We start from the raw sequence: 15,639 nt of genomic DNA, 5'->3' as shown, positions 1-15,639 counted from the left end.
CAAGAGAATCATGACCAGCACGAACCACGATCCCTTTCGTTTTTCGACAATCGCACATCGCAACCACCGTTATCTCAGTCCGCTTTCGCGGAGCAAGGCTTGTGAATTAATTCAAAGCCTCTCCTGCACCTTATCTGCCGGCGATTTCGTGCTTGATGCAGGCTGTGGTAAGGCAAGCTTACTTCGGGACGTGCTTTGCATGTCGTCGGCGCGCGGGGTTGGCGTCGACATCAACCAGGATTTCCTGAATGAGGCGCGAGCGTCCTTTCAGCAAGAGTGTCCAGCTGATTCGCGGCTCAGCTTGATCAACGCCCCGTTGCTTGAACACGCTCGACCTGAGGAAGGATATTCTGCCATCCTTTGCGTTGGCTCGACGCATGCATTTGGCTCATTCGAGGAATGCCTGCGTGTCAGCCGCGGATGGCTCAAGCCCGATGGGCTGCTATTGGTCGCCGAAGGCTATTGGAAGCGAGCTCCTTCTCAAGAATATCTGGAGCTTCTTGGTGGAACCGTTGATGAATTCGGCACACATGCGGAAAACGCTCAGCTAGCCCGTGCACTCGGCTACAACCTCGTCCGAACTGCAACGAGCAGCGACGATGAATGGGATGACTATGAAGGCAAGTACTGTGACGCAATGATGCAGTATCTTGCCGCGAACCCTGATGATCCCGACGCTGTGGCATTTTTAAAGCGAATGCAGGAATGGCACAGTGGCTACCTGAATTGGGGCCGCGTAACACTCGGCTTTGGCTACTACTTGCTTGCGCGTGATTGACGCCCGTTAATCAATCTAACCCCAATCAAGTCAGTCGTGCGATTGGGGCGAACAACTGCTGTCGGGTGGCGACCGTCCTTGCAGTCGGTATCCGGTATCACCACAAACAATCCGACCCAACGGCTTCGATGAACTCACCCATATGCGCGGTGCTCATTTATGTCCCTGATGTAGCGGCCGCGCTCGATTGGTACCAGTCAGTGTTTCGCGGCTCGGAACGGCGACGCTTGAGCGAATTCGATTTCACCTGTCTTGACTTCAAGGGCATCAGTCTTGAGATTGTCCCTTCCGATGAGAAGTTGTCGTCAGGAGCGGCCGGTACGGTCGCCTATTGGGCTGTCGAAGACTTCGACGATACGTTGGCGCATTTACTAGCGGTGGGAGCGACGTTGTACCGCGGACCGGGCCGTATCGAAGACAACAAGCAGATGTGTATGGTGCGCGACCCTTGGGGCAACTGTATTGGGTTGCGTGGGTAGCGAACATGCCACATGCAGGGCACGAGCGGTGCACGGCCGGGTGAGCAGTTTGCAGAACAGCAATAGAGGTGTTGAAGATCTAGGCAGCGACGTCGAGTGTCTCAAATTGGCCGGACCCAGGCCGACGGCGAGCAACACAGTGGAACCCTGTCGGCCACTCGGAGTTTTCTACAATGGAGGTTGTCGAGAGTCTATGGCCGACCTACGTGACGACGACAGCTTTGGAACCATCCGCAGACTCATAGGCCATGGCGAGTTCGATCTGATCGCGACGGAATTCCTTGCCGATCTGGGTCATGAACATGGGATCGTCAATCACGCCCTCAAGCGTTTTCAGCGCGGCAACGAGCTTCGCCTGTTCCTTCACCGTCCGGCTTTCGAAATTGCTGAATCGCTTCATGCTCAGATTCTTCATCATGACCAGTACGGACTGAATGGACACCGGCGCAGCGCCTCCCAAAAAACCATAGCAATAGATCGTCGAATTCATCGGCAAGCTAGGGGCTATGCTTGTCAACAAGTCGCCGCCGACCCCATCGAATACCGCCGTTGCCCCCAACTCGGTGGACAGCACTCCGAGGGCGTCAGTAAAGCCCTCGGTAGCGACGATGACATGCTCGACACCCCAACGGGACAGCGCGTCCCTCGCGGCCGCGGTCCGCACCAGGAAAATCGCCGGTATGTTTCTGCTGCGCGCAAGCGAAGCAAGCGCGTGGCCGGTCGCCGAATTCCCGGCCGTGACGATGACCCCGTTGTGGCCCGCGTTAGAGATTTCTTCGAGAAAGGCGTACGCCGTCATCACGTTGACGAGCGAGCCGCAATAGTCGCGCGTATGGACATGGTCCGGCAAGATCAGACAGGTCGTGTAAGGTACGTGTGCCCGTTCGCACCAAAGTCCGACACTTTCCGGGCTTCTGTCGAGCGACCGGTATACCGCCACCTGCTTGCCCGTATATTCCACTGGGACGCCCGCGCCCACCGCGATAACGTGCCCTGCACCCGACGCACCCCATACGTCGTATTGACCCAGTGAGAGGGCGTTACCTGCTACCGTGGGCATCCTCAGGAAAGCCTTGTCACCGTGGTTGATTGCGCAGGCATCCATATCGATCAGCACATGACCCGGCGCAGGCGTGTTCGGAGTCGGTATGTCACGAACCGCAAGCTCGCGGTCAGGCGTTACACAAATCGCTTTCATCGTTCATCTCCTCTTGTTCAGGTGTCGGTGATTGCACGACCCGTACGATAAGCAACTTCATTCATTGCCGAAACGCTGTCTCGTGGCATACCATCCATTCCAGGTTGGAATTGATGCGGATAGCCCATATGGACCGAGTGAACGCGATTCGCCTGTTTGTACGCCTCGTCGAATGCGGCAGCTTTTCCGCCGTGGGGCGTGAGGAAGGGATTGGGCAGCCCGCGGTCAGCAAGCAGATCGGCGCGCTGGAACGGCATCTTGGTGCCCAACTAGTTTTGCGAACCTCGCGCCAGGTTGTGGTCACGGACGCAGGACAAGCTTTCTACGAGTCGGCAAGGCAACTCGTGGATGACTTCGACGCGCTCGAGTCGTCCGTAGGCGATCGCCAGCAGTCGCCACGTGGCTTGGTCAGGGTCAATACTGCTCCGGCGCATGGCCGGCTTTGCATCACGCCGCTGCTACCGGAGTTCTTCCGGCAGTATCCGGACGTCTCGATCGAATTGTCGGTATCGGAGCGGTATGTTGACCTCGTCGGCGACGGCGTCGATCTGGCGATTCGCCATGGAAGACTGGTGGACTCGTCCCTCACCGCACGGAAGCTGTCCGAGACAGACTTCGTGCTTGCGGCGAGCCCTGGCTATCTTGCGGCTCACGGCATTCCGACGCGGCTTGCGGACCTCGATCAGCACGCCTGCATCGTCTTTGCGAATGGCCGAGAGCGCTACCCGTGGTCGCTCATGGTTGGGAAGGAGCGTGTCTCCTATGTGCCGCACGGCTCGCTGCTGACTGGCGATGCGGAGCACGTTCGCGCGGCCGTGCTGTGCGGCCTTGGCATTGCTCAGGCGCCGTTTTGGCTTGTGGAGAAAGAAATCCAATCCGGTGAGATTCGAGTGTTGCTGCCAGATTTGCAACCCGAGCGCGTGCCAATTCACCTTGTTTATCCGGCGGGTCGCCGTGTACCGATGAGGGTTCGCGTGTTCATCGAATATCTTGTTTCGGCATTTGCGCGTTCAGAAGTTTGAAACGCTGTTCCGTCATCTGTGGCTGCAAGTGGGCCGACGCCGACACGCAGAATTGTCCGCAATCTAGGAGTGGGGTTCGAATGTCCCAAAGTGGCCGGTCGGAGCCGATCGCACACGTGATGAGGAACGCTGTTGATTTTCACCGAGTCTTAGCCCACCGGGGATGCGGCTATTTTCTTGGACTGATTTACGTTGCTAACCCGAGGCTTTCACGGTACTCGATGGGGCTGAGATAGCCAAGGGAGCCCTTGATCCGTTTCTCGTTGTACCAACGAACGTAGGCGTTCAGTCGCTCAACGAACTCCGCGATGGTCGTCGAACGCCAGTCTCCTGGATAAAACATTTCGGTCTTCAACCTGCCGAAGAATCCCTCACAGGCCGCGTTGTCCGGTGAACAGGCTTTACGCGACATGGATCGGATCAGATTAGCCCTTGCAATCCGCGACAGCCAGCCAGGCCAGCGGTAGTGGCCACCTCTATCGGAATGCACGATCGGCGTCTCGTCGTCCTCGGACACGGTCTCGATGGCCGCATCTAACATGGAATTTACGAGCTCTGCGTCGGGGCTTGTGCCAATCGACCAGCTGACGACCATCCCATCGAAGCAGTCGATCATGGGCGATAGATATACCTTCCCCGCAGGAATCTGGAACTCGGAGATATCCGTCACCCACTTTTCGTTGGGGGCGTTTGCGTGGAAATCGCGATTGATGATGTTATCTGGGGCAGGGCTGATTTCCCCGATGTAAGAACGATATCGGCGCCGCCTGGGCCTGGCTGCCTGGAGGCCGCCTTGTTTCATGAGGTGACGCACGACTTTCTCCGATATAAACACCCGTTGCCTGCTAAGCGCTGCTTGCACCCGACGATAGCCGTAGGATCGGTGATTGTCCTCGAAGATCTCTGCAACGGTACGACGGACATCTGCATATTTGTCGGCAACCCGTATGGGCGACCGATGATAAAAATAGGAGCTGCGCGCCAGGTCCAACCGCTCAAGCAGCTCAGTCAAACCGTTTTCTTCTCTCAGGGCGTCAACCAGCGTCGTCTTCTCCCGGTTGCTCAGGAGTGGCAGGTCGACGCCCAGGTCTTTTTTTACGAGTTCATTCGCCTTCTTCAACAGGTCGTGCTCAAGCTTCAGATTGCGAATGTCGCGCCGGAGTGCTTCGACCTGCCGCTCCAGTTCGTCCCGATCCGTCTCTGATGGTGATCCCTTGTCGCGCTTCATGGATGCAGGGGCCTCCCGGCCGAGTAACTGGTTCTTCCAGTTGTACAGCGACACCCTGTCGACGTCCAGCTTTCGCGCCACCGCCTGTGCACTTCCTTCCCGTGTGCACAGTTCGTACACCGCGAGCTGCCTGGACGACAATGACACGGCCGGTCGGCCTGCCTTGCCAACCACGCGTTTTCTGGTTTCTGGATAGCGCTCGCGAACCCACGCCGTCAGTATCTGGCGACAGGGATAGCCTAATGCCCTGAGGGTGAAACTGAAGCAGCGCCCGTGATTGACGTAATGCTCGAGTGCCAGGTTCTTCTGTTCTTCAGAGTACTTCGGCTTTCCCCGAACATACTCTTTCTGCAGATTGCCACTTTGTTCGAACTCCTCACACCACGCCTTGAGAGAATTCTTCGTCGGGTAACCCAACTGACGGATTGTCGCCTTGATGCGCTTGCCAAGTTTCAGGTACAGCTCGACCGCCCGAACGCGGTCTTCGTATGAATACATGGACTACCTCCAAAGTAGTCCAAGATTTGGTCCGCATCCCCCGTGGGTCAGTTCTGCGTGAACATCAACAGACAGGCGATCCACGGCGCGCTAGACGAGATCTCACCGCGTTGCGATACAAGTGATCGCTAGCGCCCTCATTGGCTTGTGGAGATCTCGCAAATTACGTTTCGAAATATCGCTTGTGGCCGACTGGTATTCGGCGCAGTATGTTCTTGGGAATTGCACTTGCGATCTCGCGAGGGTCTTCCCAGCGCTTGAAGGGGGACTTATGGAAACGCGCCTCGATACATTCAATGGTTGGCAGATGAGGGCAACGGTCGAAAGTAGGCTCACGCCCGCGGGCGAGGCGAAGTACTACGTTGTCGAACCCATCACGTACAGCGAATACTCGAGAATCGCCCCTCGAACAGAAGCAGAGGCGCGCGGTGCGCGCGGCCCATTTGATTGCTCTGACGACGCATTCGGTGCGGCCTTTGACAGTTGCCGACGGGCTATTGGGAACGTCGTCAGATTGCGAGGATGGCGAGACGTCAGGTGACGTGGCCAATGTTGCGAAATGATGAATCGGGTGATCCGCTATCGCAGCTTCGAAATCCACGTCCAACTGACCGAAGTGGATCAGGACATGTACGGCGTGACCTTCCAGATAAAAGGCCATAACGTTGGCCGCATGAGTACCGATGGAGCCGTAGTTACCGTGCGACACGGCCCCTTCACTATGCGCTGGGCGTACCTCATAGCGGAAATCGCAGGACAGGCGGCCATTGACATACTCATCGGCCCCGAGTCGTAATCCGAAAGGCAACGGCCGAGAGGTGTAGCGATGCGATGGCGCGCTGAGGTTTTCCACGGCCGAGTAATGACCGCGGCCGTACAACTGAGAGTCGACGATCAGGGGTTGAACCAAGCCTATCTCGCGCTTCCATATGGCTATTACACACCGCCCCACGGCTCACTGCGGCAGCCGGAAATGATGGGCCACGATTGCGGGCCGTTCGAAAGTGTTGATGCAGCATTCGCGGCCGCGTTCTGCGATTGCAGGCACTGCATTCTGCAGGATATGAGTCGCGAGCGTTTCGCCTGATTCGATTGACTTCATTTCCTCGATCTGCTCGAAAAGACCTGGTGCTCCAGGTGTTGGCCAAAGCAGCAGCTCTGGGGGGAGCGGGATCGACTACTTATGACGAACCCAGGCAACGAGCGCCACCGGATTTGCGGAGCACGTCACTACCTTTTGCGTCGTCTCTATTCTCTATGCGCATGATCGCCATGTTTGCGCACTGCGACACACGCGCAGCGACATCAATGAACCAGCGCGCGAATCGGAGAGTATCCTCAGTCAAGCAAGATCGCATATTTGCTTTGCTGGCCACCTTTATACAGGCTTCTGGCTAGCCCGATAATTCGGTCACGGTTGTGGTCGAAGGCCGCGAGCAACGCGGACTCGTCAGAACCCGCGTTTGGGTTCAGTTTCGTCAGCACGGCATCGTCGACCAGAAAGGCAATCTCGTGAGCGTTGTCGTAGCCCCAGAAGCACACGCAATGTCTGGACGCGTCGTGGATGCGAGAGGGGTTCGGAAAGTCGAGCGCCACATGACCTCTTTTCATCTCATCACCGCTGGCTGTTATATCGCCATTTGCTGGCGTTGACATCGAGGAGGGCATCATTTTCTAGCCGCTTCTGGGCTCGCTCGCTTTCCGCCTTCTCCAGCGCGGCAGCGCGCGCTTTTTGAGGGGTAGCGAAGTCACTTTGCTTGACGGGTGACAGTGAATACAGGCTGCGTTGTTTGGGCATGCTGGCTCCATAAAAATTTGGACGGGCTCCGATGGCGGGAAGTGCGTCATTGTCCGCTCTAAGTTCAAACCCCGCACAGTCACGCAAATGCTGCCCGTGTCGTGCCCTCACGATCGGAGCGCGATTTCATGGCAACCAATATCATCCAGTCGTTCGATCGGATGCGAGCCGCGCAGGAAGGTCTCGAACAGCTAATGAAATCTGTCTGAAAAGACGTGGCAGACGTAGACTGCGTGACGCGCGAAACATATCGTCGCGCCGGGATCGTTATGGTGTCTGCCCTTCAGGACGCCATATTGGCAGAGGTGCCAGAAGAGATTGAGAGGTGTCAACGCAGAGCCGACGGCCCTGTGCCTGACCGAGATGAGCATGCGCTGTTTGCGCTAGATATGCAAGCGCAATTGCAAACTTTCACCGCTATCTCCTGATGGGCAAAGCACGGAATTCGGCGCTTACGATGGACCATTCGACACTTCGACACCATTACACGAAGCCGCATTTAGTTTTTATATGTTTGGTCGCACCAGATGGCGTACAGATTCGACAGGGCAATAAAAAAGGATCATGTCGCCATCGTTCGCTTCCATCAGCGCATGTGATAGCTGCATGGCAGGGGCGCGAGCGTCACCGAGCAAGCGACCCGAAGTTCTTCGAAGCCGTCAAACCCAACCAGATCTGTAAGGGACGAAATGCTGCTACCTTTTCGCAAAACCACGTGAACTAGCTTACCTTCGATTTTGCAGATGAACCGGTCATCCACAGGTGAGGGCATTCGAAGCGCTTTGATATGCAAGGTGAGCTTCCGCGAGGGGGAAGATGGCCCCTGTGCGGCGCGCGGGGGAGATTGCAGATGCAACAGCCTAATGTAGAAAATGTTGAGCTGCAAAGTAAACGGTAAATGGCGATGAATCGATGTCGGGCACGATCCGTGCTGCATCGGTCTCCGTGTCGGCGCCTGGGTTACTGCCGGTTCCTCTTCGGTGCAATCATCCCAAGGTATTTCATGTCCCGGCCACTGGAATTGCCGCGTGTCCTCTTTGTTGACGACAGCGAAGTCATGCGCGAAGTATGGTCGTTGATGCTTTCGCCACTGGGTTTCGATATCGTTCTTGCGCAGAGCGGGAAACATGCCCTGCATCTCGCACGTTCCCGCCTTCCTGATGTCGTCATTACCGACATGGTAATGCCGGAGATGACGGGGATTGACCTATTCAATGCGCTCCTTGCGGACAGCATTCTTTGCGTTGTCCCAGTCATCTTTTTGACCTCTGGCACTTTCCCCGATAGTCGCCCGCGGAGAGACCACTGGCTCAACAAGGATGTCGCGCCCGGACTGCTTGCGGGAAAAATCCGCAGTCTCCTTGTATAGCGCAAAAGGCATAGGCTGATGCGGTGACGTGAACGGACTTTTCGCGGTGGCGGCATTGGCCGACGGCGACGCGGTGGTTATCGACTCATCGGCTAACGACTGTGATTTGGATTGCCTGGAAACCTGGCGCTTCACGCATCACTTCTCAAAACTGTCCAGGCCCCGTTCACTTGAAGTGCGGCTAGCGCCTGATCGTTCGAGGTTCACGGTGGAGCTGGCCGCCCCTTTGGCTTGATGTTGAGACAACGGATAAATGAGGCGGCATCGTGGTGCAGACGTATATCGAGCGCTTGCGCGAGAAGCTCGAGAAAAATGGGCAGGTCTCTGACGTCGTGGCGGCGCCGAAATTCGTTTGTGACATCAGCGATGGCTGCACGCTCGCTGGCAACTGACAACATGCTGGCAATGTGTGAAGCTCCCCGTGCAAGCTCGGCCATGTATTGCCATCGGCATGCCTGCGTTCGCTGTGCTTGCGAAGCCACTCGTTCATTCGACACGTCTAGCCTTGGTATGTGCGCGTGACTCAAGTGGCCGTTCGCTCGTAGCTAAACGGATCATCAACAGATGCGATCAAATCCAGCTTGCTGACCACCGATGAGATCTCCGTCAGAATGCTCTCGCACACCCATTTGGTCTCAAAAAATCCTGTGCTCTCTGCAGCGTCGATCACGAGATACAGAAGATCGGTCCGGTTTAGTAAGCAAGAGCGCAGATGGGCCAATTTATCTGGGACATTGGTGTCAGTGAGTGTTTTACGACAGTTCTCTGATGCGTTGTCGGAATCATTCGTGAGTAGATGTGTTGGATTGCTATCTATTCGAGACAGACATTGAAGAAGCAGCGTTTGATGATATATTGTTTTCGATACAAGTTGCCGGGTCAGATCTGTAACTTCCCCCGGATTCGGGACGGCAGCAGAAAGTTCCTTTAAAGGCTTCGCGAGAGCCTGGCCTGCTGCATAGGATGTCCAAAGGAGTTCAAGCAGATTTTCGCGAGTAGTCTTCACAATCACCTCCTTAAACCGTGGTTACCAGCAGTCTGCGCCGTGTAGATATGCGAATCCGATATGCAAAGGCTGCCCATGGAAAGACCTGTGTAAGCACTGCAGGAAGTCGATATCCGGCGGAGATGTCGTGCCTCTTGTACAAAACCGCTTTTCGGTCTGTTTCTGGCATCTGGAGCACCAGTGCAGCCCCTTTTTTAGATGAGATGATTGGGCAGCGAGCGTATTCTGTCTACTTGTTGATTCAACGGCTACAGGCGCGAATGGTGCGGTTGATCTTTGCCTCGTAGGCGGGTCAGTATCGTCCGTTGCTTTGTCAGCACAATCTAGCCAAAGCGCGTGCCGAGCCATTCCTGAGCCCATGTCTTCGCGAACGCAATGGCGTCTTCGCGCAAGTCAAAACCTGCGAGGTCGCCACTTAGATGGAAATCATCCTCACTTCCGTCTACACGGCTGGTACTGATGCGGGCATGGGCTATGTACTCACCGTCGGCTTTTCGCGGAGTGGGGTCGATGAGAAACCGTGTGGAATTGAAATGCATTGACTTTCCTTGCTCAGATGCGACCCTTGATCGATTGCGGCAGAACGCTTAACGCGCGGGATATTGGCTTTACGCGTTCAGGAGGGCCATGATCCGGGCCGCCTCACGGTCCGAATCGAAGTTGGGCATTCCACCCTTGTGTAACATTGCACGAACTGACACGAACATCAGATAGACATTCGGGTCGACTTCGTGGCGGCCGTCGCGGATGACCTCATTCAGCTCAGACTGCGCCTCCAGTGGAAGGAATGCCTCGACAATGCTGGCGCTGTCGCGTCGAATCCACCTCAGCAACTCTGCGCTGTCCATGTCTAATCTCCGGTGTTGCAGGCGGTAGCATCCCCACGCGTGTCCTGTAATTCGTGAAGTTAGAGGCACGCGCTTACAACTTAAGATTGAGGATGTCCGTGTTCAGAGGACATGAATCGATCAGCTCTTCCGCATAGGAAGCTGACGCACGTCGTGCATCGCCAGCATTCTCGAAGGGCCGGTTGACCACGAGCCTGAATACGCGGCTACGCGGTGCGTCAGTCGAGCTTTCGGGTATCTGGATACGCACCGCAGCATCAAAGCCCTCATCGTAGTTATGTCCTGCGCCAGGCGCGGTGGTGCGATGCGGATAGACAAGAGGGTAGACCTCAAGTCCCCGATAGAGGCGAAAGCCGGTTGTCATGGGGAGACCTTTGAGACCGCATCACCACGCGGCTTAACAGGAAAGGTGCGAGCGACTCACTTGAGTTCCAGCACGATCGGCCGCGGTGGTCGGCCTGCGATGAAAGTAAGCGGCCCGATTTCGATGGGAGGGGTGGCAGGAGATGCCAGGAAAAGGGCGCGAGGCAATCAACAACTTCATCCTACGCGCATTGCAGGATTTGTACAGCGAAAGTTTTCTGACCTCTGAAAGAGCTCCGCTCAACGACTGTCGGCCCGGGTGCGCAATTTTGACCAGCGCCGTTGCACGGCCCGTCTATGCAGAAATTTGCCCACTGAAAATGAGGACGGCTTGAGTTCTTCTGCATCCATGTTGATAGACGGCGGCATCTCGTTGCCTTCGATCTTGCTTGATGACGCTTCCTGCGCGCAGGAGCGGCCAAACACACTCATCCGTGTGCAAGTCGCCCCCTCTCGCTGCCGTGCAGACTGCGCAATTGTCAGCAATCCACTTCGTTCTTCAAAGATCCGGTTTTGGCCGTCATCTACCTGGATCGCGGCGAGACGCGCGTCCGGGAGCCTCCTGACTTTTCCGGCGCCTGGTCCCAGGGCGGCATATCGCCGAATGCTGTTGCGAGGTAATCGACGAAGCGGTGCACTTTAAGCGGTATGCTCCGCGCACTCGGATAGACAGCTTGAATGATCAGCTCTGTGGTGCGATAGGTTGGCAGAACCTGAATGAGCCGACCGGCACGCAGATGCTCGCCGAAGACGAAGGTCGGACCGTACGCAATGCCAGCGCCGGCTAACGCGGCGGAAAGAAGCATTTGCGTATTGTTTGCCGCGAGCCTGCAAGGTCCATCGATGACGTGCGCGCGGTCTCTCGAATCAAACACCGTCCAGTCGCCCGCAGACACGGCTTCACTGAAGCAAAGGCGCTGCGCCTTGCGCAGATCCTGCGGCGTGCGTGGCGCGCCATATCGATCCAGGTAGGCAGGTGAGGCACACATCAGCATCCGGCATGGAGCGATCCTGCGGGTCACCACACCGGGATCGTCCAGTCGGCCGATGCGGATCGCAACGTCGATGCCCGCATCGAGCAGGTCGACATAGCGGTCGCCGAGTAGCACCTCGATGTTCACCTGGGGATGATCCTCGAGATATTGCGCCGTCACGCTGCCTAAATGCATTGCGCCGAACGTAACGGGTGCTGCAACACGCAGAACACCGCGCGCGGTACGCTGAGTGTCGCCCGCCTCCCGATTGGCTTCGTCAAACGCTTCGAGAATCTGTTTGCTGCGTTCGTAGTAGGCCTGCCCCGTTTCGGTCAGACTCAGGCGCCGTGTGGTTCGTTGCAGCAGCCGCGCATTTAGTTGCGCCTCAATCGCGGTCACATGCTTGCCGGCCATCGCTGGAGACAGCCCGAAACGCCGGGCGGCTGCGGCAAAGCTGCCTTCCTCTACCGCGGCGACGAATACGCCGAGACTGGTTAGTCTGTCCATGGTGGCTCCATTCGATACCACGATTATCGACTGTCGCCACAAAGTCGGCAATTATCACTGTCAGAGACGGGATTTACGATTGCCGTATTCATCAGAGACGGTGACAACATGGAAATCGAAACGAACGGCACCCGAATTCACGTGGTGCAGAAAGGCGAAGGGCAATTGGCGCTGGTTTTCCTGCATTACTACGGAGGCTCGTCCCGCACATGGGATCGCGTGGCAGACGCGTTGTCGGCCCGATATCGGATTGTTGCAACTGATCATCGAGGGTGGGGTGCTTCTGCCGCGCCTTCTCATGGATACGGGATTGCTGATCTCGCTGCGGATGCCGAGGGTGTTATTGGAGCCCTGGGTTTGCAGCGCTACATCCTCGTCGGTCATTCAATGGGGGGGAAGGTCGCACAGCTTGTTGCATCCCGTCGACCCGCCGGGCTGGAAGGTCTTGTCCTGGTTGCGCCTTCTCCGCCATCGCCGATGCTGCTTTCCGAGGAGCAACGTGCGACGTTGACCGGCGCGTATCAATCGCGCGAGTCGGTCGAATTCGTTATCGATCACGTACTGACTGCGAAGAAACTCGACGCATCCTGTCGCGAGCAGATTATCGAAGACAGCCTCAAAGCTGCACCGCAGGCAAAAGCGGCGTGGCCGAACATCGCAATGCGCGAGGACTTTTCCGCTGAAGTCGATTCGATTGACGTGCCGACCCTTGTTCTCACTGGCGAATTGGACCAGGTGGATCGCTTCTCCACGTTACAGGCCGAACTGCTGCCTCATATCCCGCATGCGACGATTCGGTTCCTCGCCGGCGCCGGGCACCTGTTACCGCTGGAAGCGCCGACTGAGGTCGCAATGATCATCGGAAAGTTCGCGTATGCAATTGAGGACCATTCCGTTGTATGCAGCACACCCGAACAGGTCGCGGTTGCATTTGATGCTGCGCTCAATGCCGGTGATCTCGACGCGTTGCTTGGCGTATTCAGCAATCAAGCCACGATGCGGCTGACGAACGGAGATGTGACGCAGGAGCATTTCACTGACCTGCGAAACGCTTTCGCGCGGTTACTGACGTCAAAGCCGCGCATAACCAATACGGTTCGTCGCGTACTGCGTACTGGAGACACTGCACTCGTGCTGCTCGACTGGACCTTGGAAGCGATATCGGCGAACGGTGATACGCAATTTCAATCCGGGACTGCAACACAGGTCATGCAAAAGGGGCGGGACGGAGGTTGGCGGCTCGTGATATCGAACCCACTTGGGCTGAACTGAAAGCGAGACGAAGTCGGCTTCCCGGCTCTTGAAGACCCGTGCCCAGAGCATCGAGCAGCAGTCGCGGGAGGGGAGGCGGTGCGAGGTGAACTGATATCCGGCGGATCCAATGACCGAAACCGGTCGCTCTTCGGACATAGTCCGCCGACGAGCGAGCGGCGGCTATTGGCCGACCAGCGCCCTTGTGTTTATGAAGGCCACGCCGCGTTCTGAATAACGACTCGATATCCATCGGAGTCCGCGAACGTTCGGCCCTGCTCGTCCCAATAAGGGTTGAGCGACGTCACGCGAAGAAAGCCGTTCTCGGCGAGGCGATCGCAAGTCGACTCCCACTCAGCTCGATCCGGGGCGTAAAACACCAACAAATCCTCACATGTTGGTGTTGGCGCGACCGGATGTTTGCGGCACTGTGTGAACTCGAAGTGATAGTCCAAGCCGGAACGTCCGAGCATCACCCCGTCGAACCCCTGATGGTCTTGAAATTTTGCCAGTACAACAAGGCTGAGCGCCGCGCAATACATACTTTCTGTCCTCGAAAGGTCGTTGACAGGTCTGGCAATTCTGAGATGTGCTTGCATCGGAATTCTTGTCGGGATCGTTGGCCAAGAGTGTCGAAACGTCGATCCCCAAGGATACGTCGAACGAAAATTGTCGCCAATTCTCGATACCTCGCTGACTGACCGAAAGTGGCCGCCCGCGGACTCATGCGCCTTGCATCGCCGCACGAGCGGTTGCGAACGAGCGGCCCGGCGCGACCCACTCCGGACTTTGGACGTTCTACAAAGCGGACGTTCGATCTCCAGATCTTCGTCCCGTCGGACCGGCTACGGAGCGGCCAAGATTGCGCGTTCCACGTTGGGATCGAAGTGGTTCCGATACCAATCAATCATTTCCCGCATATGTGGCTCGGCCGGTGGCGTCCCCCCCGCGCCTATAAGTTCTGCACATGCGGCGGCTACTGCGGTGAGAATCCGCGCCGTTTCCGGGACATAAGGCAGATCGAGATTCTCGTCGTGACGCGCCCGGATTATTTCGTAGCGAACGTTCTCGGGCAGCGTCCAAGCGCTGATCAAGAACTCCAGCACGTTGACTTGTCGCCCGCCTACCTGAACGGAACGGCTGCGATGCTCTTCAGCATACCCCGCCTGTTCCAGCCGCTCACAACTGTCGATCGCCGCATTTAGAACGTCACGAATCAAATTCCAGTCTGTTTTCATTTCACTCCTTTTCAGTCGCTTCAATGAATGCTCAAGACGTCCTGTCGCAAGAATCGACGCGCAACAATCGTCTGCGATTGGAATCACCTCGCCGAATGCCCGCTTATGGCCGCCCTCGGCCTGTCACGCCAACCGTGAATAACCTGTCGGCATGGATCTATGCGAATCGCATGGAGCATTTCTAACCGGGCACTTTGCAGCGCGTGGCTGTTTAAACTTATCATTAATGCGTCCCCCCAAGCCCTTCGTCCACCAACGCAACCTTCATGAAATTCGAAGAATTCGTCGATCGATGCGGAAGCAATCCATCAACGACGCTGCAGATCGCCCTCCTTAAGCGGGTCGCCGTTGCACTTCGGGAATCGACCGAATGCATCGGTGCAGCCGTCGTCGGGTCGTTTGCAAAGGAAAGTGCCGATCGCTTGTCCGACATAGACCTGATCGCTTTCTGCGCAGATGGTACAGGCCATTCGGTGTTTCGCATGGTAAGTCAGCTAATTGCGCCAGCGGAAATACTCTTCGCGGTCGATGGCAAACATAGTCCCGATAGCCCCTATCGGAAGCTCATTTTTGCAGATATGACCTCGATTGAGTTTCACGTGATCGCACCTGATACGAAACTAGAATTAGAACAACCCTTCGTGGAGATCGTGAATCGAGGCCTGTGCCTGGAGTCCAGAGCTTCACAGCGGCATGCCTCGGCCGATCGAAACATGAGTGTTTTTCGATATGGTGACCGCGGATTGGCGTGGGAGCTTTTCAACTGCCTGAAATGGCTTTGGCGCGGAGAACTCGACGAAGCGAAGGGCTATCTGATCAAACTCGGTAAGGCGATCGAGGCATCAGAGGTAAAAGATCGCTAACGGCTACATGACTCCGCGCTGAATTCCGCGGGGCGTGCGCCGCGTCGGAGGGAAATTGTCAACTATCTTCCTCACGGTCGTGACCGTCGGTTCTTGGCCGGATGCCGACTCATGCGCATCGCGTAGGGTGGCGCACATCGAGTTGAGGCGAGAGTCCGCGTGGACCCGCAAGGGACGTTCACATTTTCCGAAAGCAGGCATTGAGGCTGCTCGACTATC

20 protein-coding genes are annotated in these 15,639 nt (G+C 56.6%); 7 read left to right on the top strand and 13 right to left on the bottom strand.

The features are described 5' to 3' along the window. Window positions 1-10 precede the first annotated feature (10 nt). Window positions 11-778: a class I SAM-dependent methyltransferase gene (locus tag LDO54_RS26725; protein WP_224013691.1), complete on the top strand. Its 768-nt coding sequence runs from the start codon at window positions 11-13 to the stop codon at window positions 776-778. A 128-nt stretch (window positions 779-906) separates the two neighbouring features. After that, on the top strand, window positions 907-1,257 hold the full coding sequence (locus tag LDO54_RS26720) for a VOC family protein (protein ID WP_356791648.1): 351 nt from the start codon (window positions 907-909) through the stop codon (window positions 1,255-1,257). A gap of 202 nt (window positions 1,258-1,459) precedes the next feature. Here the strand turns inward: LDO54_RS26720 and LDO54_RS26715 are convergent, their stop codons facing one another. Continuing rightward, a complete protein-coding gene (locus LDO54_RS26715) occupies window positions 1,460-2,455 on the bottom strand; it encodes a Zn-dependent oxidoreductase (protein WP_224013689.1) in 996 nt (331 codons plus the stop codon). Between the two features lie 128 nt (window positions 2,456-2,583). Between LDO54_RS26715 and LDO54_RS26710 the strand changes: the two genes are divergently transcribed. After that, the gene (locus LDO54_RS26710; protein ID WP_224013688.1) at window positions 2,584-3,477 is read left to right on the top strand and encodes a LysR family transcriptional regulator; all 894 of its coding nucleotides are present in this window, start codon (window positions 2,584-2,586) and stop codon (window positions 3,475-3,477) included. A gap of 187 nt (window positions 3,478-3,664) precedes the next feature. On the opposite strand, the gene LDO54_RS26705 is transcribed toward LDO54_RS26710, so the two are convergent. The 5 genes from LDO54_RS26705 to LDO54_RS26685 form a co-directional block, all read right to left on the bottom strand. Further along, the gene (locus LDO54_RS26705) at window positions 3,665-5,203 is read right to left on the bottom strand and encodes an IS3 family transposase (RefSeq protein ID WP_224013687.1); all 1,539 of its coding nucleotides are present in this window, start codon (window positions 5,201-5,203) and stop codon (window positions 3,665-3,667) included. Window positions 5,204-5,366: 163 nt separating this feature from the next. Next, entirely contained in the window at window positions 5,367-6,113 is a 747-nt protein-coding gene (locus tag LDO54_RS39070) for a hypothetical protein (RefSeq protein WP_356791644.1), read from the bottom strand. Window positions 6,114-6,158: 45 nt separating this feature from the next. Continuing rightward, a complete protein-coding gene (locus LDO54_RS26695) occupies window positions 6,159-6,305 on the bottom strand; it encodes a hypothetical protein (RefSeq protein WP_224013685.1) in 147 nt (48 codons plus the stop codon). A 236-nt stretch (window positions 6,306-6,541) separates the two neighbouring features. Then, on the bottom strand, window positions 6,542-6,814 hold the full coding sequence (locus tag LDO54_RS26690; protein WP_224013684.1) for a DUF1488 domain-containing protein: 273 nt from the start codon (window positions 6,812-6,814) through the stop codon (window positions 6,542-6,544). 4 nt (window positions 6,815-6,818) lie between these two features. After that, the gene (locus LDO54_RS26685) at window positions 6,819-7,001 is read right to left on the bottom strand and encodes a hypothetical protein (protein WP_224013683.1); all 183 of its coding nucleotides are present in this window, start codon (window positions 6,999-7,001) and stop codon (window positions 6,819-6,821) included. Window positions 7,002-8,004: 1,003 nt separating this feature from the next. On the opposite strand from LDO54_RS26685, the gene LDO54_RS26680 reads away from it, so the two are divergent. Together LDO54_RS26680 and LDO54_RS38945 are read left to right on the top strand one after the other, a co-directional pair. After that, entirely contained in the window at window positions 8,005-8,370 is a 366-nt protein-coding gene (locus LDO54_RS26680; protein ID WP_224013682.1) for a response regulator, read from the top strand. Between the two features lie 266 nt (window positions 8,371-8,636). Next, window positions 8,637-8,762, top strand: coding sequence for a hypothetical protein (locus LDO54_RS38945; RefSeq protein WP_290371142.1), 126 nt, complete (start codon window positions 8,637-8,639; stop codon window positions 8,760-8,762). 131 nt (window positions 8,763-8,893) lie between these two features. On the opposite strand, the gene LDO54_RS26675 is transcribed toward LDO54_RS38945, so the two are convergent. The 5 genes from LDO54_RS26675 to LDO54_RS26655 form a co-directional block, all read right to left on the bottom strand. Next, complete coding sequence (locus tag LDO54_RS26675) at window positions 8,894-9,376, bottom strand: hypothetical protein (protein ID WP_224013681.1); 483 nt, start codon at window positions 9,374-9,376, stop codon at window positions 8,894-8,896. A gap of 323 nt (window positions 9,377-9,699) precedes the next feature. Then, window positions 9,700-9,915, bottom strand: coding sequence for a hypothetical protein (locus LDO54_RS26670; RefSeq protein WP_224013680.1), 216 nt, complete (start codon window positions 9,913-9,915; stop codon window positions 9,700-9,702). A gap of 69 nt (window positions 9,916-9,984) precedes the next feature. Next, the gene (locus LDO54_RS26665) at window positions 9,985-10,224 is read right to left on the bottom strand and encodes a hypothetical protein (protein WP_224013679.1); all 240 of its coding nucleotides are present in this window, start codon (window positions 10,222-10,224) and stop codon (window positions 9,985-9,987) included. Between the two features lie 73 nt (window positions 10,225-10,297). Next, a complete protein-coding gene (locus LDO54_RS26660) occupies window positions 10,298-10,588 on the bottom strand; it encodes a hypothetical protein (RefSeq protein WP_224013678.1) in 291 nt (96 codons plus the stop codon). Between the two features lie 523 nt (window positions 10,589-11,111). Further along, window positions 11,112-12,068 (bottom strand): LysR family transcriptional regulator, encoded by a 957-nt coding sequence (locus LDO54_RS26655; protein WP_224013677.1) that lies wholly within the window; start codon window positions 12,066-12,068, stop codon window positions 11,112-11,114. Window positions 12,069-12,176: 108 nt separating this feature from the next. On the opposite strand from LDO54_RS26655, the gene LDO54_RS26650 reads away from it, so the two are divergent. Then, window positions 12,177-13,340, top strand: a complete 1,164-nt coding sequence (locus tag LDO54_RS26650) for an alpha/beta fold hydrolase (protein WP_224013676.1) — start codon at window positions 12,177-12,179, stop codon at window positions 13,338-13,340. A 188-nt stretch (window positions 13,341-13,528) separates the two neighbouring features. Here LDO54_RS26650 and LDO54_RS26645 read toward each other — a convergent pair whose 3' ends face one another. Together LDO54_RS26645 and LDO54_RS26640 are read right to left on the bottom strand one after the other, a co-directional pair. Then, window positions 13,529-13,918 (bottom strand): VOC family protein, encoded by a 390-nt coding sequence (locus LDO54_RS26645; RefSeq protein ID WP_224013675.1) that lies wholly within the window; start codon window positions 13,916-13,918, stop codon window positions 13,529-13,531. Window positions 13,919-14,164: 246 nt separating this feature from the next. Continuing rightward, window positions 14,165-14,557 carry a hypothetical protein gene (locus LDO54_RS26640; protein WP_205992247.1) on the bottom strand — a complete coding sequence of 131 codons (393 nt, stop codon included), beginning with the start codon at window positions 14,555-14,557 and terminating at the stop codon, window positions 14,165-14,167. A 266-nt stretch (window positions 14,558-14,823) separates the two neighbouring features. Here LDO54_RS26640 and LDO54_RS26635 point away from each other — a divergent pair, with 266 nt between their 5' ends. Beyond that, entirely contained in the window at window positions 14,824-15,420 is a 597-nt protein-coding gene (locus tag LDO54_RS26635) for a hypothetical protein (protein WP_224013674.1), read from the top strand. Window positions 15,421-15,639: the final 219 nt, after the last annotated feature.

This window comes from Paraburkholderia tropica (assembly GCF_914484835.1).
Lineage (GTDB): Bacteria > Pseudomonadota > Gammaproteobacteria > Burkholderiales > Burkholderiaceae > Paraburkholderia > Paraburkholderia tropica_A.
Note: the sequence above shows the minus strand (reverse complement) of the source record. Positions and strands in the feature narration are given on the sequence as shown.